22 protein-coding genes are annotated in these 17,822 nt (G+C 62.7%); 12 read left to right on the top strand and 10 right to left on the bottom strand.

Annotated features, from left to right (window positions below):
* The first annotated feature begins 99 nt into the window (after positions 1-99).
* Positions 100-291, top strand: a complete 192-nt coding sequence (gene ccmD, locus X751_RS143590) for a heme exporter protein CcmD (RefSeq protein WP_023671735.1) — start codon at positions 100-102, stop codon at positions 289-291.
* Positions 288-869, top strand: a complete 582-nt coding sequence (locus X751_RS143595; protein WP_023671736.1) for a DsbE family thiol:disulfide interchange protein — start codon at positions 288-290, stop codon at positions 867-869. The genes ccmD and X751_RS143595 overlap by 4 nt, the downstream gene beginning before the upstream one ends.
* A 185-nt stretch (positions 870-1,054) precedes the next feature.
* On the opposite strand, the gene X751_RS1000000167545 is transcribed toward X751_RS143595, so the two are convergent.
* Complete coding sequence (locus tag X751_RS1000000167545) at positions 1,055-1,222, bottom strand: hypothetical protein (protein ID WP_023671737.1); 168 nt, start codon at positions 1,220-1,222, stop codon at positions 1,055-1,057.
* Between the two features lie 286 nt (positions 1,223-1,508).
* Here X751_RS1000000167545 and X751_RS143600 point away from each other — a divergent pair, with 286 nt between their 5' ends.
* Both X751_RS143600 and X751_RS143605 read left to right on the top strand, forming a co-directional pair.
* Positions 1,509-2,429, top strand: a complete 921-nt coding sequence (locus X751_RS143600; RefSeq protein ID WP_023671738.1) for an SMP-30/gluconolactonase/LRE family protein — start codon at positions 1,509-1,511, stop codon at positions 2,427-2,429.
* A gap of 164 nt (positions 2,430-2,593) precedes the next feature.
* Positions 2,594-2,800, top strand: coding sequence for a 4-oxalocrotonate tautomerase family protein (locus X751_RS143605; protein WP_023683852.1), 207 nt, complete (start codon positions 2,594-2,596; stop codon positions 2,798-2,800).
* Positions 2,801-2,883: 83 nt separating this feature from the next.
* Here the strand turns inward: X751_RS143605 and X751_RS143610 are convergent, their stop codons facing one another.
* The 8 genes from X751_RS143610 to X751_RS143640 all read right to left on the bottom strand — a co-directional run bounded on the left by X751_RS143610 (position 2,884) and on the right by X751_RS143640 (position 10,123).
* Positions 2,884-3,432, bottom strand: coding sequence for an NADPH-dependent FMN reductase (locus X751_RS143610; protein WP_023683853.1), 549 nt, complete (start codon positions 3,430-3,432; stop codon positions 2,884-2,886).
* Between the two features lie 59 nt (positions 3,433-3,491).
* Positions 3,492-4,112, bottom strand: a complete 621-nt coding sequence (locus tag X751_RS143615; protein ID WP_023683854.1) for a pyridoxamine 5'-phosphate oxidase family protein — start codon at positions 4,110-4,112, stop codon at positions 3,492-3,494.
* A gap of 60 nt (positions 4,113-4,172) precedes the next feature.
* Positions 4,173-4,844 (bottom strand): septation protein A, encoded by a 672-nt coding sequence (locus X751_RS143620; protein WP_023745428.1) that lies wholly within the window; start codon positions 4,842-4,844, stop codon positions 4,173-4,175.
* Between the two features lie 61 nt (positions 4,845-4,905).
* Positions 4,906-6,897 carry a signal recognition particle-docking protein FtsY gene (gene ftsY / locus X751_RS0133795; protein ID WP_031247153.1) on the bottom strand — a complete coding sequence of 664 codons (1,992 nt, stop codon included), beginning with the start codon at positions 6,895-6,897 and terminating at the stop codon, positions 4,906-4,908.
* Positions 6,898-6,909: 12 nt separating this feature from the next.
* Positions 6,910-8,229 carry a tRNA (N(6)-L-threonylcarbamoyladenosine(37)-C(2))-methylthiotransferase MtaB gene (mtaB, locus tag X751_RS143625; RefSeq protein ID WP_031247152.1) on the bottom strand — a complete coding sequence of 440 codons (1,320 nt, stop codon included), beginning with the start codon at positions 8,227-8,229 and terminating at the stop codon, positions 6,910-6,912.
* Positions 8,229-9,113, bottom strand: a complete 885-nt coding sequence (dapF, locus tag X751_RS143630) for a diaminopimelate epimerase (RefSeq protein ID WP_023706744.1) — start codon at positions 9,111-9,113, stop codon at positions 8,229-8,231. Before dapF ends, mtaB begins: the two co-directional genes overlap by 1 nt.
* A 73-nt stretch (positions 9,114-9,186) precedes the next feature.
* A complete protein-coding gene (locus X751_RS1000000165855) occupies positions 9,187-9,348 on the bottom strand; it encodes a DUF1328 family protein (protein ID WP_023745425.1) in 162 nt (53 codons plus the stop codon).
* A gap of 94 nt (positions 9,349-9,442) precedes the next feature.
* Positions 9,443-10,123, bottom strand: a complete 681-nt coding sequence (locus X751_RS143640) for a hypothetical protein (RefSeq protein WP_348524584.1) — start codon at positions 10,121-10,123, stop codon at positions 9,443-9,445.
* Positions 10,124-10,443: 320 nt separating this feature from the next.
* Here X751_RS143640 and X751_RS143645 point away from each other — a divergent pair, with 320 nt between their 5' ends.
* Both X751_RS143645 and zapE read left to right on the top strand, forming a co-directional pair.
* The gene (locus X751_RS143645) at positions 10,444-10,983 is read left to right on the top strand and encodes a protease inhibitor Inh/omp19 family protein (RefSeq protein WP_023745423.1); all 540 of its coding nucleotides are present in this window, start codon (positions 10,444-10,446) and stop codon (positions 10,981-10,983) included.
* Positions 10,984-11,013: 30 nt separating this feature from the next.
* The gene (gene zapE, locus X751_RS143650; RefSeq protein WP_023745422.1) at positions 11,014-12,198 is read left to right on the top strand and encodes a cell division protein ZapE; all 1,185 of its coding nucleotides are present in this window, start codon (positions 11,014-11,016) and stop codon (positions 12,196-12,198) included.
* Between the two features lie 271 nt (positions 12,199-12,469).
* On the opposite strand, the gene X751_RS1000000168030 is transcribed toward zapE, so the two are convergent.
* A complete protein-coding gene (locus tag X751_RS1000000168030) occupies positions 12,470-12,694 on the bottom strand; it encodes a GNAT family N-acetyltransferase (protein ID WP_245265803.1) in 225 nt (74 codons plus the stop codon).
* A gap of 370 nt (positions 12,695-13,064) precedes the next feature.
* On the opposite strand from X751_RS1000000168030, the gene mdh reads away from it, so the two are divergent.
* From mdh to sucD, 6 genes are read left to right on the top strand one after another with little or no spacing between them, the layout of a single operon-like run.
* A complete protein-coding gene (mdh, locus tag X751_RS143655) occupies positions 13,065-14,033 on the top strand; it encodes a malate dehydrogenase (protein ID WP_023670541.1) in 969 nt (322 codons plus the stop codon).
* A gap of 33 nt (positions 14,034-14,066) precedes the next feature.
* Positions 14,067-15,260 carry an ADP-forming succinate--CoA ligase subunit beta gene (gene sucC, locus X751_RS143660; RefSeq protein WP_023745421.1) on the top strand — a complete coding sequence of 398 codons (1,194 nt, stop codon included), beginning with the start codon at positions 14,067-14,069 and terminating at the stop codon, positions 15,258-15,260.
* Between the two features lie 4 nt (positions 15,261-15,264).
* On the top strand, positions 15,265-15,825 hold the full coding sequence (locus X751_RS1000000167060; RefSeq protein WP_156936397.1) for a hypothetical protein: 561 nt from the start codon (positions 15,265-15,267) through the stop codon (positions 15,823-15,825).
* A gap of 33 nt (positions 15,826-15,858) precedes the next feature.
* Entirely contained in the window at positions 15,859-16,230 is a 372-nt protein-coding gene (locus tag X751_RS143665; protein ID WP_023694516.1) for a cupin domain-containing protein, read from the top strand.
* A gap of 3 nt (positions 16,231-16,233) precedes the next feature.
* Positions 16,234-16,725, top strand: a complete 492-nt coding sequence (locus X751_RS143670) for a DUF1579 family protein (protein WP_023745420.1) — start codon at positions 16,234-16,236, stop codon at positions 16,723-16,725.
* 12 nt (positions 16,726-16,737) lie between these two features.
* The gene (gene sucD, locus X751_RS143675; protein WP_023745419.1) at positions 16,738-17,643 is read left to right on the top strand and encodes a succinate--CoA ligase subunit alpha; all 906 of its coding nucleotides are present in this window, start codon (positions 16,738-16,740) and stop codon (positions 17,641-17,643) included.
* Positions 17,644-17,822: the final 179 nt, after the last annotated feature.

Here is a 17,822-nt window from a genome sequence, read left to right as displayed (position 1 = left end):
CAATTGCGAAGCCCCAGCCGCAAAGCTAAGAAAGCCGCAAAGCCATGGGAAGGCCATGATCGAGCACGACGAAGTGACGGTGGAAGGGGAGCGAAGCGCATGAGTGCACACGCACTCTATGTCGCGGCCGCCTATGGCATCACGGTGATCGTGCTGGCCGGGCTGATCGGCTGGATCCTGCTCGACCAGCGGACCCGCAAGCGCGAACTGGCAGACCTCGAAGCGGCCGGCGTGCGGCGTCGCTCGGACAAAGCCGGTACTGGGGCCAGCACTGGGGCCAGCAAGCCATGAGCACGGAAAGCGAAACGACGGCGTCGCCGCGCCGCCGCCTGATCGTGCTGTTGCCGCTGCTGGTTTTTCTCGGCCTCGCCGGATTGTTCCTGTCGCAGCTTTTGTCGGGACGCGATGAGGCGGCAGTGCCGTCGGCGCTGATCGGCCTGCCGGCGCCGCAGACCAACCTGCCGGCGCTGGAAGGGTCAAACCTGCCCGGGCTGGATTCGAAAGCCTTCGCCGGCAAGGTAACGCTGGTCAACGTCTTTGCATCGTGGTGCGCGCCGTGCCGGGAAGAGCATCCGGTGCTCTTGCAGCTGTCGCAGGACAAGCGCTTCGTCATGGCCGCGCTAAACTACAAGGACCAAGCGCAAAACGCGCGCCGGTTCCTTGGTGATCTCGGCAATCCGTTCCAGGCGATAGGTGTCGACGAGGCCGGCCGCACGGCCATCGACTGGGGCGTCTACGGCGTGCCGGAAACCTTCGTCATCGGCAAGGACGGCAAGATTGCCTACAAGCATGTCGGGCCGCTGACAGGGGAGTCGGCGAGGGATGTTCTGTTGCCGCAGATTGAAAAGGCGCTCGCGGCACCGAGCTGACGTTGGCGCCATGCCCCCTCATCGGGCCGCTACGCGCCCCCTCCTCCCCGTGGGGGAGAAGAGGGAAGCATCGGCACAGGCTAGCTCCTCTCCCCGGGGGGAGAGGTCGGATTGCCCGAATTGCTCATGCAATTCGGTTTGGCAATCCGGGTGAGGGGGCGGTGCCCCGCTGAGGTCTGAAATGCTCAGCCGTAGATCTGCCTGTGGACCTGGTAGAGCATTTCCGAGCGGTCGGCGCGCAGGTCGGCCAGATCGCGGCTCGTCAGGTTTTCGATTTCCGCGACGAGGCGGTTATAGTGGCGGCGCTTGGCCATCGAGGTGCGCGCGCGGGAGAAGAGGTTGTCAAAAGCCATAGCAAGGGTCCTTTCGTGCCGCATATCAGCGGTGAATTTGTTCCTCCCTTGGTCGTTCGCACCATGACATAGGAATGGTGCGATGCAAAAAGAAGATGTTGCAATGCACCATTGCACAGGGCGCATAGCGGGTTAATACAGCGCTCCAGCACCATAAACGGCCGGACAGGCTGGCGGGCCATGCCGGCCGGGCACCTTTTGTCTTACAAATTGCGCCTGCGCCACCTTGCCATCGCGCCCGCAGGCTGGCTTGATCCGCGCGTCACGTGATGCCCGGAGGAAATGCATGGCGACCGCAGACTATTACGAAATTCTGGATCCGCGTTTCGCGCGGCTGTTCAACGGCAACGCCCAGGTGGAAAAGCTGTTTACCGGATGTCAGTGGGCGGAAGGGCCGGCCTGGTTCGCCGCCGGCCGCTATGTCGTCTGGTCCGACATCCCCAACAACCGCATGCTGCGCTATGACGAGACCGACGGCAATGTCAGCGTCTTCCGTCAGCCCTCCGGCAATTCCAACGGCAACACCGTCGACCGCCAGGGCCGACTGGTGACGTGCGAGCATTCCGGCCGCCGCGTCAGCCGCACCGAGCATGACGGTTCCGTCACCACCATCGCGGCCGAATGGAAAGGCAAGCGGCTGAATTCGCCCAATGACGCGGTCGTGAAATCCGACGGCTCGATCTGGTTCACCGATCCGAGCTACGGCATCGACACCGACTATGAGGGCGACAAGGCCGAAAGCGAGATCGGCGCTTGCAATGTCTACCGGGTCGATCCGGATACGGGCGAGGTCGAGGCCGTCATCACCGACATGGTCCGGCCGAACGGGCTTGCCTTTTCACTGGATGAAAGCCAGCTCTATGTCGTCGACACCGGCCGCACCCATGGCGCGCAGAACCCCGCGCATATGCGGGTCTTCAACGTCGGCAAGCACGGCAAGAAGGTCTCGGGCGGGAAGGTGTTCGCTGACTGCACGGCCGGTCTATTCGACGGCTTCCGGCTCGACGAGGCCGGCCGCATCTGGACCAGTGCCGCCGACGGCATCCATTGCTACGATCCCGACGGCACGCTGATCGGCAAGGTCAAGGTGCCGGAAGTGACCGCCAATTGCGTGTTCGGCGGCAACAAGCTGAACTGCCTCTACATCGCCGGCACCACGTCGCTCTACATGGTGCGGCTGATGGTGAACGGGGCGAAGACGTATTGAGGCTGCTGGAAACGCTTCTCTGGCGGCCCTTGATGGCGTTTCTGCGCCTGCCGGCGGCGCCTGTAGCGCTGCGGCCGCGGAACCACCGCCAAGCGGTTCGCCGGAGCGGATTTCGAAGCCGCCCAGCGGCGGCGGTATCAGACACAATTCAAGGGGAGGACGTCATGCCATTCGTCAACATCCGCATCGTCAAGGAAGTGATCGCCGCTGATCCCGCTGGCAAGAAGGCCGACATTGCCAAAAAGGTCACGGCGGCGATCATGGACGCCACCGGGCTTAGCAATGACGACGTCTGGGTGGTGTTCGAAGAGGTCAACGCGCGCGACTGGTATGTCGGTGTGACCGATGTCGAGACGTTGCGGAAGGGGTAGCACAGCGGCACGTTGGGGTGCGCCGCACCCTTTCGTTCGTCATCCTAGGGTCTGCGCCGCGTCGCTTCGCTCCTTGCTCCGCCCTAGGATGACGAGGCAACGTTTGCGCGTATAAAACTCGCGAAAACCTGCACCGCTTCGCGCATGGCCCGCAGGTTCTCGTCCTCTCCCAGGATCGCTTCTATCTCCGGCGGTTTCTTGCCGAGCAAGGCAATCTCCAGAACCGCATTCTCACAAAGCGCGAACGACATGGTGCGCATGATCTCGGCCAGCGCGGCGCGGGCATAGAGCGAGCGCGCGGAGGCGTGGGCCAGCATGGCGGGCTTGCCGACTGCGGCGTCGCGCGAGACCAGCCAGTCGAGAGCGTTTTTCATGCCGCCGGGCACGCCATGGGCATATTCGGGGCAGGAGACGATGATGCCATCGGCGCTGGTGACGGCCTCGATCAGCCGCATGGCCTCGGCCGGTGTGCGCTCGCCTTCGTCATCCGGGTTGAAGATCGGCAGCAGGCCGAGCCCGTCATAGACAGTTACGCGGCAATCCGAAGGCGCGTTCGCGGACAGCGCCGCCAGCAGCGCCGAATTGGTCGAGGCGGCGCGCAGGCTGCCGGAGATGGCGAGGAGTTCGATCACGGGGAAACAGGGCTAGGGAAAACCGGCAAAGGACCGCAATGGCGAATCGTACCCGAAATCTACCACAGGGTCTTGCTGTAGGCTTCGTCCAGCGAGCGGTCGAAATCGTCGGCAGTTTCGGCATGCGCCATCTGATCGGACAGGATCTGACCGAGCGTCGGCAACGTCGCGCGGTCGTGCCAGCTGTCCGGCTTCCACAATTCGGAGCGCATGAAGGCCTTGGCGCAGTGCATGTAAGCGGCCTTGACGCTCACCACGACGACGCTTTGCGGTTGCTTGCCGTCGACGGTGAGGCGCTCGCGCAAACCGGCATCGACGGTTATGCGGGCGTCGCCATTGATGCGCAGCGTCTCGTTCATGCCGGGGATGAGAAAAAGCAGCCCGACCGAAGGGTTGAGCAGGATGTTTTCCAGCGTGTCCAGCCGGTTGTTGCCGGGCCGGTCGGGAATGGCGATGGTCCTGTCGTCGAGGACAAGGGCAAAGCCCGGTCTGTCGCCTTTCGGCGTCACGTCGGCATTGCCGGCGCCGTCGGAAGAACCGATCAGCACGAAAGGGCTCTTGCCGATGAAAGAGCGGCAGTGGCCGTCGAGCGCCCTGAGTTCCTTGCGCATCGAGGTGTCGGTCGGCCGCGGGGTCTTGTAGATCGTCCTCAGTTCATCGCGCGTGGTGACGAATTCCATGGCCGTCTCCGTTTATTCTGACGCAATTCCGGACGGCTTCACACTTTTCCTGGAATTGCTCTACTTGCCGGCTTCTTCCACCTTCTCGGCCTTATCCTCGATCGAATGGTGCAGGATCAGCGGCATCTGGCTGAAGGTGAACAACAGGGTGATCGGCATGATGCCCCAGACCTTGAAGGTAACCCAGAAGTCGGTGGAAAAATTCCGCCACACCACTTCATTGGCAAGAGCCAGGAACAGGAAGAACAGGCCCCAGCGGAAAGTCAGCTTGCGCCAGCCTTCGGCATCGAGGCGAAAGGCCGAATCGAAGACATAGCCGAGCAGCGATCGGCCGAAATACAGACCGCCGAGCAGCACGCCGCCGAACAGGGTGTTGACGATGGTCGGCTTCATCTTGATGAACACGTCGTCCTGCAGATAGAGCGTCAGCGCGCCGAAGATGAAGACGACGACGCCCGAGACCATCGGCATGATCGGCAAGGTGCGCAGCAGCAGCCAGGAGGCGATCAGCGCGATCGCCGTCGCCGCCATGAAAAGGCCGGTGGCGACGAAGATCGGCCCGCCGAATTCGGCCAGGACAGGAAATTTCTGCACCAGCCAGGCGCCGCGTGCATTGGCGAAGAAGAACACCATCAGCGGCCCGAGTTCCAGCACCAGCTTGAGCAGCGGATTGACGCTTTCTTTCTTCTTTCGCGGATCGGACGGGTCGCGTTCGAGGATGGGTGAGTTCATGACTTCCTTCTGACGCATGATCTTGTCCAAAAAGCCGTCAGCTCTTCGGGATCATTGCCTGTTACGCTACGCCGGAGATCGCCCTGGCGAATTCGCCGGCCGAGAATGGTTCGAGGTCGTCGACCTGTTCGCCGACGCCGATGAAGTAGACCGGCAGTTTGTGCTTTGCCGCGATCGCGACCAGAATACCGCCGCGCGCCGTGCCGTCCAGCTTGGTCATCACCAGGCCGTTGACGCCGGCGACATTGCGGAAGATCTCGACCTGATTGAGCGCATTCTGGCCGGTGGTGGCGTCGACCGTCTGCAGCACGGTATGCGGCGCTTCCGGATCGAGCTTGCCCAGCACGCGCACGATTTTTTCCAGCTCCGCCATCAGTTCGGTCTTGTTTTGCAGCCGGCCGGCGGTGTCGATGATCAGCACGTCGGAGCCGGCCTCCTTGGCGCGTTCGAAAGCGTCGTAGGCGAGGCCGGCGGCATCCGCGCCTATCTTCGAGGCGATGACCGGCGACTTCGTCCTCTCGCCCCAGATCTTCAGCTGCTCGATGGCTGCAGCGCGAAAGGTATCGCCGGCGGCCAGCATCACCGACAGGCCACCATCCGTCAGTTTGGCGGCGAGCTTGCCGATGGTCGTGGTCTTGCCGGTGCCGTTGACGCCGACCACCAGAATGACATGCGGCTTGTGCGAGAGGTCGAGCTCCAGCGGCATGGCGACATGGGCCAGCACCTTCTCCACCTCGGCCGCCATGATGGTGCGGACATCCGCGTCGGAGACATCCTTGCCGTAGCGGCTGGCAGCGAGGGCATCGGTGACGCGCAAGGCTGTTTCCATGCCCAGATCGGCGCGGATCAGCACGTCTTCGAGGTCCTGTAGCGTCTCTTCGTCGAGCTTTCGCTTGGTGAAGACGCCGGCGATGTTGCCGGTGAGTTCTTTCGAGGAGCGGGCAAGCCCGTCGCGCATGCGCTGGAACCAGGAGCGTCGCGGCGCCGGTTCGGGCGCCTTTTGCGGCTCGGCTTTCTGCTCGACCTTTTTGGTTACGGTGACTTTGTCGACTGACGGTGTGGGCTGTGGTGTCGGCGGAAAACCCGGTTCAGGCATGGGCGCAACCCCCGCCGTGACAGCCCGGACCTCGACCGGCGCGGGTGTGGCTTCGACCGGAGTGCGCTTTACCTCCCCCTCGATGGGGGAGGTCCCAAGCGAAGCTTGGGGGTGGGGGTGATTTGCGCTGGCGTCGGCGCCATCACCCCACCCCGCCGCTTCGCGTCGACCCTCCCCATCGAGGGGAGGGTGGGGCGCCTCGTCCTTCTCCCCGTGGCTATACGGGGAGAAGGTGCCGGCAGGCGGATGAGGGGCGGCGCTGACCTCTGAGGTAGGCTGTGCGGGAGGCGCGGACGGTTGCGGCACTTCGATCGGGGCGGCCGGTTCTGCTGGAGTCTCGGCAGGCGTCGGCACTTCGACGGGAGCGGGCTCCAGCTGCGGTTCCGGACGCGATGGTTCGATCTCCGGCTCGGCCGGCACCGGCGGCACTTCTTGGGGCTGCGGCTCGGGAGCCGGCTCCGGAACGGCTGGCGGCGCAGGAACTTCTTCCGGTGCAGGCGGCTCGGGTGTCTCCGGCTCAGGCTGCGGTTCTTCTACCGGCGCGGGCTCCGGCAACGGTTCCGGCTCGGATGGGACGACCGGTTCCGGCGCGGGCGGGATGATCGGCGCGGGTTCGGGCTTCGGTTCTTCTGGCGCCGACTGCGGCGCAGGCTTTACCTCCCCCTCGATGGGGGAGGTCCCAAGCGAAGCTTGGGGGTGGGGGTGAGTGGCGGCGGTGTCGGCGCTCTCCCCCCTCCCCGCCACTTCGTGGCGACCCTCCCCATCGAGGGGAGGGTGGGGCGTCGGCGGCTCGGGCTCCTCGCGCTTCAAGAACTCCGGAACGACCTGCTCGGCCGCCGGCTTCAGCGCCTCAAGCGCATCCCATTTGATCGGCGGCAGGGGAGCGGTTTCGTCGATGCGCTCCTCGACGACTTCCTTCTTGCCGAACGAAAATATGTTCTTGAAAAAACCGGCCATGCTTCAATCGTCTCAGGCGGCGCAGGCAGTGAGGGGCGAGGCTATCAGGCGCGCCCCATCATGGCCGGTGATGTCTGCCTCGACGATCTCGCCCGGCGCGCCTGTGCCGAGCGCGGCAAGCGTGAACCCTTCGGTGCGGCCGAGGCCGTCGCGCTCGATAAGGATCGTTTGGCGCGTTCCCGGGAGCGACGACAGATGGCGGCGATACGCAGCCTCACCAGCGGCGCGCAGCTGGGCCGCGCGCTGCTTGACCAATTCGCGGCGGACCTGCGGCATGCGCGCGGCGGGCGTGCCTTCGCGCGGCGAAAACGGGAAGACATGCAGGTGCGTCAGCCCACATTCCTCGACGATCTTTATCGAATTCTGAAACATTTCCTCGGTCTCGGTCGGGAAGCCGGCGATGATGTCGGCGCCGAAGACGATTTCGGGGCGCAGCTTGCGCACATCCTCGCAGAAGCGGATCGACTGGTCGCGCAAATGCCTGCGCTTCATGCGCTTCAGGATCATGTCGTCACCTGATTGCAGCGACAGATGCAGATGCGGCATCAGCCTGGGTTCGGTGGCGATGGCGTCGAGCAGATCATCATCCGCCTCGATCGAATCGATTGAGGACAGCCGCAGCCGCTTCACATCAGGCACCTGCTTCAGGATGGTCTTCACCAGCTTTCCCAGCTTCGGCGCGCCCGGCAGGTCGGCGCCGAAGCTGGTCATGTCGACGCCGGTCAGCACGATCTCGGCATAGCCGTTGCCGGCCAGACGCTTGACCTGCTCGACCACGGCGCCCATCGGCACCGAGCGTGAGTTGCCGCGGCCATAGGGGATGATGCAGAAGGTGCAGCGATGGTCGCAGCCATTCTGCACCTGGACGAAAGCACGCGCCCGGCCCTCAATGGCGTCGACCATGTGGCCGGCGGTCTCGCGCACCGAGAAGATGTCGTTGACGCGCGCCTTTTCGGTGTCGTTGACGCCGAAATCCGGCAGCGCGCGATAGGAGTTCGCCTTCAGCTTCTCCTCATTGCCGAGCACGAGGTCGACCTCGTCCATGGCGGCAAAATTCTGCGGTTCGGTCTGCGCGGCGCAGCCGGTGACGATGATCCGCGCCGCCGGGTTTTCGCGGCGGGCTTTGCGGATCGACTGCCTGGCCTGGCGCACCGCTTCCGAAGTGACGGCGCAGGTGTTGAAGATGATAGCCCCGCCTTTGAGCGCGCCGAGGCCGGCACTTTCGGCCTCGCGCCGCATCACCTCGGATTCATAGGTGTTGAGACGGCAGCCGAAGGTGACGACGTCTATGCCTTGGGAGTTGAGGCCCTTGGTATCGGCAAGTGCAGACATCAGGCCGCGCTTTCGGTGTCGCGGGCCCAGGTGCCGGTCGACGGATCGAAACTGCCGGAAAATTCCCATTCAGCGGCACCGGTCAGGATGACGTGGTCGTCGTCGCGCCATTCCACATGCAGCGAGCCGCCGCCGGGCGTCATCAGCGTAACGCTGCGGCCGGTGCGCCGGGTGCGGGCAGCGGCGACGACGGAAGCGCAAGCGGCCGAGCCGCAGGCCTTGGTCAGGCCGGCGCCGCGTTCCCAGGTGCGGATGATCATCGTCTCCGGCGACGTTACCTGGGCGATAGTGATGTTGGCGCGCTCGGGGAAGATCGGATGGTTTTCGAGCAGCGGGCCGAAACGCTCGAGTTCGTAGGACCAGACATCGTTTTCGACCCAGAAGATGGCGTGCGGGTTGCCCATCGAGAGAGCCGAAGGCGAATGCAGCACCGGCGCGTCGATGGGGCCGATCTGCAACTCGATCATGCGGGTGTCGCGGAATTCCTCAGCCAGCGGGATATCCTGCCAGCCGAAGCGCGGCGTGCCCATGTCGACCGAGATGGTGCCGTCGGCATGTTCGACGGCGTTGAGGATGCCGGCGCGGGTCTCAAAGGTGAAAGTCTTCTGGCCGGTTTCGGCGGCCAGCGCCTGGACGACACAGCGCATGCCGTTGCCGCAGGCCTGCGCGCCCGAGCCGTCGGAATTCAAGATGTCGATGTAAAAGGCGGTGCCCGGCGTGCGCGAATCGTGGATCGCCATGATCTGGTCGAACCTAGTCGCCGCATCGGCGTTCAGCGCGACAGCCGACGCCGCCGTGACCCTATCGGCACGGCCACGCATGTCGGCGACGATGATTTCGTTGCCGATGCCGTTCATCTTGGCGAAGGGGGCAGTGCCTGCCATGATCTGAGGTAATTCCTGTACGTTTCGCCGCTATATGGCGGAAACGGGCGGGAATTACCAGTGTGGGCTGCGTTTAGGTTACCGCGAAAACGCAGAGCACGATCAGCAGGAAGATGACGAGAACGATGCCGATCAGCACGCGCGCGCCGGTGGCGGCGGCACCGGCCAGCGCCGGCATGCCGAGCAGGCTGGCGGCGGCAGCAACGATGAGAAGAATGATGATCCATTTGATCATGGACAATGCCTCGCAAATTGACTGCAGCGGCCTAAGAACGCATCTGCCGCGCTCTGGTTCCCTCTTGCCGCGAGGCTCTCTCCGACTGGGCGCGCTATTCGGCAATCTCGAAGTCGGTCGTGAAAGGCGCCGTCTTTTGCGAGTTCTCGTCATGCATGAGGAAATCCGCTCGGTATTTGCCGGGGGGAACGCCATCCAGGGAGACGTTTAATTTGAAGAACATCTCTCGGTTATGCGAGCGCGAGGCGAGCTGGACCCGGCCAAGCTTTTCGACGGTTCCCAGCTTCTCGCCCGACTGGGAAAGCACGGTAAGGTCAACGTAAAGCGCGATCTGGTTGTTGCCGAGCCCATCCGAGCCGTAGCCGTAACCGACCGGCTCCATATAAAGCACAATCTCTTCGCCCGGCTTGTAGACATGGTTCGGGCGCTCGGCGTAGGCGCCGAACCCGCTGGCCGACATGATATGCTTCACATTTTGCACGCCAAGCGGCATCGCTTGCCACAGAGCGTCCTCGGCGCTGCGGAATTTGTCCAGCGCGCCGGCGCCATCACCCGCCTGCAGTGCCTTTTCGGCTTCAGCGGCGCGATCGGTGATTTGACCCGCGAAAGCGGCCGGCGTCGAAATTACCAGCGCGATCAAAACTGCCAAGATTGATTTCATCTGTTCCCCCTGTTGCGATAGACCATCGGCTAAAATGGCAGTGCCGTAAACGGCCAAATGCAGACCCCAGCCGCGCTCGATCTCGGGAACGTCCCAAACCTCGCCCGGACGCAAGGCGCGAAACCGCTCACGCGCCAGGCCTTGCGCCTCAAGCGCTTCAGTCAGTTTTGCGCCGGCAGTTGCGCTCGACCGCCGATGCGCCGACCTGCTGCGGGCTCCGGTGCCGCTTTCGCAACCAATGTACCGGTTGGAACCGCGCTAGAGCGAAGACATGCCTTTTGTCCGCCAGCCATTTTGCGACAAATTTACAACAATTCGTGGTGCAAACCCTATTTTAACCATATCGGGTTGAAATTTCGCCACCTTCTCCATCTTGGTGAGGGGTGAGATTGTGCGGACGGCTTTCCCCCCAGCCGGATCCGACGGAGGTTTGAATGATTTTTTCGAGAAGCGGGCTGATGGCCATATCGCTGGCAGCGCTCGTTGCGAGCGGCTGTTCGACCTCGCGTTTTTCATCGATGGATGACCAGCAGCCCGCCCCGCTGCAGCCCGCGCCCGCCGGCACGGTGAGCGGAAGCCAACTGCCGCCCCCGGCAGCGCCGGGCACCACCGACCCATCGCAATTCCCGACCGCGCCGGCAGGCGCGCAGGTCGCCTCGCTGCCGCCGGACGGATCGGCGCCGGCCGGAGCCTCCGACCTTACCGCTGCGAGCGTTGCCGGCGTTTGGAACGCCAGCGTGTCCGGACAGAGCTGCAAGGTGGCGACGCCGCAGACCAAATTCGGCGCCGGCTTCCGCGCCGGGCCGCTGCATTGCCCGCCGCCCATCGACGGCATCAAATCGTGGAACGTCGCCGGCAAGCAGCTGACGCTCTATGACGAGAATGGCGGCACGCTGGCGCGGCTCTATTCCTCGGGCGGTTCGAAATTCGACGGCCAGACTACCAACGGCTTGCCGATATCGCTTACAAGATAGGCTGCCTATCCCTAGACAGCGACGTGACCGATGCATCTGCGTGACGGCCTCCAGACCCATGCGACCGTCAGGCAGCGCTACGACCATCTGGTCGCAACCGGCGCCATCGAGCGCGATCCTGCGCAGGAGCGCATCGCCGCCGCGCTCGACCGGCTGACCGACGAGATCTCGGTCAAGCGGCTGGCGCACAAGTCGAGCGCGCTCGGTTGGCTGTTTGCCCGCAAGCGCGAGACGCGCGAGGTCGTGAAGGGCCTCTACATTCATGGCGGCGTCGGTCGCGGCAAGACCATGCTGATGGATATGTTCTTCGAGCTGTTGCCGGTCAGGCGCAAGCGCCGCGTTCATTTCAACGACTTCATGGCCGATGTGCAGGACCGCATCCAGAAGCACCGGCAGGCGCGCAAGAACGGCGACGTCAAGGAGGACGACCCGATCCCGCCGGTCGCGCTTCAGCTTGCCGAACAGGCCTGGGTGCTGTGCTTCGATGAGTTTTCGGTCACCGACATTGCCGATGCGATGGTCCTGTCGCGGCTGTTTTCGGCGCTGTTCGCCAATGGCGTGGTTCTGGTCGCCACCTCGAATGTCGCGCCGCAGGACCTTTATCGCGACGGGCTGAACCGCCAGCTCTTCCTGCCCTTCATCAGCATTCTCGAGCGCCACGCCCATGTGCTGACGCTTGATGCCGACAAGGACTACAGGCTGGAAAAGCTCGCCCGCACGCCTGTCTATGTCACGCCGGCGGATGCCGAAGCCGATCGTATGCTCGACGAAGCCTGGCAGGCGATGACGCACGGGGCGGCAACGGCCGAGACCGCGCTGACGCTCAAGGGGCGGCAGGTGAGAATACCGGCTGCTGCCGGCAATGCGGCGCGGTTTTCCTTCGCCGACCTCTGCGAAAAGCCGCTCGGCGCGCGCGATTTTCTGGCCATTGCCGGCCGCTTCTCGACCGTCTTCATCGATCACGTGCCGGTGCTGGGCGAAGGCAAGCGCAACGAGGCCAAGCGCTTCATCCTCCTGATAGACACGCTCTACGATCATCACACGCGGCTGGTGGTAAGCGCCGACGCCTCGCCGCCTGAGCTCTATACGGCCAGGCGCGGCAACGAGGTGTTCGAATTCGAGCGCACGGCCTCGCGGCTGATCGAGATGCAAAGCCGCGACTGGCTGGAGGACTGGGCGGAACGGCAAAAGGCGAAGGCGGAAGTGCAGGTCTGAGGGTTCGAAGAGGTCATTATGTAGTGATCCGTCGCGCCCCCCTCTGTCCTGCCGGACATCTCCCCCACACACGGGGGGAGATTGGCGGTTTCGGCGCTCCGCTCATTCCTGCGGCCATTGGAGATTGGCGAAAGGTCGCGTGACGTCCGATCTCCCCCCTCGTGGGGGAGATGCCTGGCAAGGCAGAGGGGGGCGCTGTCCCGCCGACGCCTAAAGGTCATACGCATACATTACAAACGCCTCCGCCTGCCCATGCTCCTCCCTGCGTTTTTCATAAAGCCCGCGCGATGGAACATTGTCCGGCTCGGTTCCAACACAGGCTTCGCCGCAACCTTTGCTCGCGGCCGAGCGCGAACATCGCGTCGAGCATTTTTCGCGCGATGCCTTGGCGCTGGTAGGCGGGTGAGACGCCGACTTCGTCGATGTAGAGTCCGTTGACCTTGTCGGGATGGCGGTGGATGATTGTGGGGCATTGGTCGACGACGCCGCCGGCCAATGCCACGATCATGTGATGATGAGGCGAGGTAGGCAGCAAGCCTGTCTGCCCGGACCGGCTCGTCGAACACGTCCTCGGCGATGCGCTTCACAAGGGCGTCATCGCCTGGATATAGTCTTCTGATTTCCACGCTCATTGTGTAAAATCTCCCAAGCTGGCCTATAAACTTTGACGTTTACGTAAGTCCCAATGTTTCTAACCGATTGAAATCATTCACTCGAAAATAATCGATTGAATATATTTTGCACCGGGGCTACTGGATGCGGCGAAATCTAGCTGAGACCATAGCATTCCGGCCTCTTCCTCGACGCCGTCAACAGATCGCCAGGGATTTTGGGCGTCGTCACAGACAAAGGGAAAATTTCCTCACATGGCACGCAACAAGATAGCGCTCATCGGCTCCGGCATGATCGGCGGCACGCTCGCTCACATGATCGGCCTCAAGGACCTCGGCGACGTGGTGCTGTTCGATATTGCCGAGGGCATTCCGCAAGGCAAGGGGCTCGATATCGCGCAGTCGTCGCCGGTCGACGGTTTTGATTCCCGGCTGACCGGCGTCAATGATTATGCCGGCATCGAGGGCGCCGACGTTTGCATCGTCACCGCGGGCGTGCCGCGCAAGCCAGGCATGAGCCGCGACGATCTGCTGGGCATCAACCTCAAGGTCATGGAACAGGTCGGCGCCGGGCTGAAGAAATATGCACCCAAGGCCTTCGTCATCTGCATCACCAACCCGCTCGACGCCATGGTCTGGGCGCTGCAGAAGTTTTCCGGCCTGCCCAAGACCCATGTCGTCGGCATGGCCGGCGTGCTCGACAGCGCGCGCTTCCGCTATTTCCTCGCCGAGGAATTCAAGGTCTCGGTCGAGGACGTTACCGCCTTCGTGCTCGGCGGCCACGGCGATTCCATGGTGCCGATGATCCGCTACTCCACTGTGTCAGGCATTCCGTTGCCCGATCTCATCAAGATGGGCTGGACCTCGAAGGAAAAGCTCGACCAGATCGTCCAGCGCACCCGCGACGGCGGCGCCGAGATCGTCGGTCTGCTCAAGACCGGCTCGGCCTTCTACGCGCCAGCCGCCTCGGCGATCTCGATGGCCGAATCCTACCTCAAGGACAAGAAGCGCGTGCTGCCTTGCGCGGCGCATCTCTCGGGCCAGTATGGCGTCAAGGGCACCTATGTCGGCGTTCCCGTTGTCATCGGCGCCGGCGGCGTCGAGCGCATCATCGAGATCGACCTCAACAAGGCCGAGCAGAAGATGTTCGACGCTTCGGTGGCGACAGTGCAGGGCCTGACCGAGGCTTGCGTCAAAATCGCCCCGCACCTCGCCTCGAAGTAATCCCCCAAAGCAGCCGATCCGGAGACCATCCAGATGAACATCCATGAATATCAAGGCAAGGCGCTGCTGAAGTCGTTTGGTGCGCCGGTGGCCGAAGGCGTGCCGGTGTTCAAGGCAAGCGAGGCGGAAGCCGCGGCACAAGCGCTGCCCGGCCCGCTCTATGTGGTGAAGAGCCAGATCCACGCCGGTGGCCGCGGCAAGGGGAAGTTCAAGGAACTGTCGCCCGACGCAAAGGGCGGCGTGCGGCTGGCTAAGTCGGTTGCCGAAGTCGTTGCCAACGCCAATGAGATGCTCGGCCACACGCTGGTGACCAAGCAGACCGGCCCCGCCGGCAAGCAGGTCAACCGTCTTTATATCGAGGACGGCGCCGACATCGAGCGCGAGCTTTATCTGTCGATCCTGGTCGACCGCTCGGTCGGCCGCATCGCTTTCGTCGTCTCGACCGAGGGGGGCATGGACATTGAAGGCGTCGCCCACGACACACCGGACAAGATCATCACCCGCGCCATCGATCCGCTGGCCGGCGTGACGACCATCGACGTCGACATATTGGTGGAAGCGCTGGGACTAAACGGCGATGCCGCCAAGGATGCCGGCACGCTGTTCCCGATCCTCTACAAGGCCTTTGTCGAGAAGGACATGAGCCTGCTCGAGGTCAACCCGCTGATCGTGATGAAAAACGGCCGCCTGCGCGTGCTGGACGCCAAGGTGTCGTTCGACAACAACGCGCTGTTTCGCCACCCCGAACTGATGGAATTGCGCGACACCACCGAAGAGGACGAGAAGGAGATCGAGGCGTCGAAATACGACCTCGCCTATGTCGCGCTCGACGGCAATATCGGCTGCATGGTCAACGGCGCCGGCCTTGCCATGGCGACGATGGACATCATCAAGCTCTATGGCGCCGAACCCGCCAACTTCCTCGATGTCGGCGGTGGCGCGTCGAAGGAGAAGGTGACGGCGGCGTTCAAGATCATCACCCGGGATCCGGCGGTCAAAGGCATTTTGATCAACATCTTCGGCGGCATCATGAAGTGCGACATCATCGCCGAGGGCGTGATTGCCGCGGTCAAGGAAGTCGGCCTGGAAGTGCCGTTGGTGGTGCGTCTTGAAGGCACCAATGCCGAGCTCGGCAAGAAGATCATCAACGACAGCGGCCTGAACGTGGTGTCGGCCGATGATCTCGATGACGCAGCCAAGAAGATCGTGGCGGCGGTGAAGGGCTGAGCGGATGCAACCCAGCCGCCTTCTGTGTGCAATCGGGTTCGGCTGTCTGGCCGTTCCGTCGCAGGCAGAAGAGATTTCGGATGCAGTCGTACTCTATGAGAAAATTTGCATCGCGTCTGACGGCGATTTGATGAGAAGCGAGCAATTGGCTCTGGAGAATGGGTTTTCGATCAGTTCGAACGATTTTGGCATAAAGACTTATAATCGCGACCGACCCGGAAACCTCTCCAAGCCTTTTGTGACCTTAAAATCTGCGAGAACAGATGGAAATTATCCTGTGATGGATGTTTGCGAGGTTTTTGGAACTACGACTCGGATATCCGACCTTGATAATTATGTCCGATTGCAGGGTTTGATCGAAATACCAAAAGAACAGATTTTTGATGATCTACCGGAACAAACACTGGTACGGCTCTTTGTAAGCAAAGAGTGCAAGACTTCTGGCAAAGACGATGGAAAGTGCCGTTTTGTCGGAACTATAAGCGACCAACCGCTAGATGGTAAGCTGACTGGGGTTTTCCGTTTTGGGACGAATTCTCCGCATCATCAGGGCACGTCAGAATGATCCGCATCGCAAGTTTCAAGGAGGAATGATCCCGTGCCTCCGCGCAAGATAAACCTCGTCGAGGCGGCGGACGCGAAGATCAAGAAGGTCTTCGATCCGCATATTGCCGGCGACGTCAATGACAGCCAGGCCAAGGTCGCCAAGTTCGGCGAGACCTTCGACTGGCATGCGCACGAGCATGAGGACGAGGCTTTTCTCGTGCTGCGGGGCAAGATCGCCATCGATTTTCGCGACGGCCCGGTCGAGCTCGGCGAGGGCGATTTCATTGTCGTGCCGAAGGGCGTCGAGCACCGGCCGCGGTCGCTGACCGCCGAGCCGGTCGTGCTGATGTTCGAGCCGGCAACGACGCTCAACACCGGCAATGCCAAGAGCGACCTCACCGTCTCCGACCTGAAGCGGCTCTGACCCATGAACGCGTTCTCCTCGCTCTCGGCCGATCACCAGCGCCTGCAGGCGCTGGTCGGCGCGTGGCGCGGCGAGGAAGAGGTGGCGGAAACACAATGGGCCGATGGTGGACCGGCGACATCGGAAGTGCTGGCGGAGGCACAGTTCGGCGGCCTGTTCGTGGTGCAGCGCTATCGCCAGCGCCGCGACGGCACGGTCTCGTTCGGCTCGCACTCAGTGTTCGGCTTCGATCAGCAAAACAGCCTCGTCACCATGCACCAGTTCGATTCCATGGGCTTTGTGCCGGCCTCGCCGGCCACAGGCGCATGGAACGGCAGCGAGCTCACTCTTGATCGGTCGTCGCCGCGCGGTTCCGCGCGGGTCACATATATTTTCGACAATGCCGATACCTACCGCATGCGATTGCATTTCAAACCTGCCGGCAGCGACAGCTGGCAAGACATGGTGAGCGGCGTCTACCGGCGCGTCTCGCCTTCCTCGATCAACGGTTTTTAGAAAAGGGCTCCGATGTCCATTCTCATCGACAAGAACACCAAGGTGCTGGTGCAGGGCCTGACCGGCAAGACCGGCACGTTCCACACCGAACAGGCGCTGGCCTATCACGGCACCAGGATGGTGGGCGGTATCCATCCCAAGAAGGGTGGCGAGACCTGGACCGGCGCCAAGGGCGAAAACCTGCCGATCTTCGCTTCCGTTGCCGAGGGCAAGGAAAAGACCGGCGCCAATGCCTCGGTGGTCTATGTGCCGCCGGCGGGCGCCGCCGAAGCCATCCTCGAAGCCATCGAAGCCGAGATCCCGCTGATCGTCTGCATCACCGAAGGCATTCCGGTGATGGACATGGTCAGGGTCAAGGCGCGGCTCGACCGCTCGACCTCGCGGCTGATCGGCCCGAACTGCCCCGGCGTGCTCACCCCCGACGAATGCAAGATCGGTATCATGCCCGGCAACATCTTCCGCAAGGGCTCGGTCGGCGTTGTTTCGCGCTCGGGAACGCTTACCTATGAGGCAGTGTTCCAGACCACCAATGTCGGCCTCGGCCAGACCACTGCCGTCGGCATCGGCGGCGACCCCGTCAAAGGCACCGAATTCATCGACATGCTCGAAATGTTCCTCGCCGACGACGAGACCAAGTCGATCATCATGATCGGTGAGATCGGCGGTTCGGCCGAGGAAGACGCCGCGCAGTTCCTCAAGGACGAGGCCAAGCGCGGCCGCAGGAAACCGATGGCGGGCTTCATCGCCGGGCGCACCGCGCCGGCCGGCCGCACCATGGGCCATGCGGGCGCGGTCATCTCCGGCGGCAAGGGCGGCGCGGAAGACAAGATCGCGGCGATGGAATCGGCCGGCATTAAAGTATCGCCATCGCCGGCGCGTCTGGGCACGACGCTGGTCGAGGCGATCAAGGCCAAGTGAGTAGCGAGTAGTGAATAGCGAATAGGGAAAAGAGAGTAACGGCGCGACCCGGGAAAAATCCCTACTCGCTATTCGCTACTCACTATTCGCTTTTGAAAAGGAGACGGAGCCAGGCTCCGCGGACAAAAATGGCAAGACAAGATCAGGCCAACGACCAATTTTCGCTCACCTCTTTCCTC

The sequence above is a fragment of the Mesorhizobium sp. LNJC394B00 genome, assembly GCF_000502555.1.
GTDB lineage: Bacteria > Pseudomonadota > Alphaproteobacteria > Rhizobiales > Rhizobiaceae > Mesorhizobium.
This window is presented reverse-complemented; position numbering and strand designations above follow the sequence as displayed.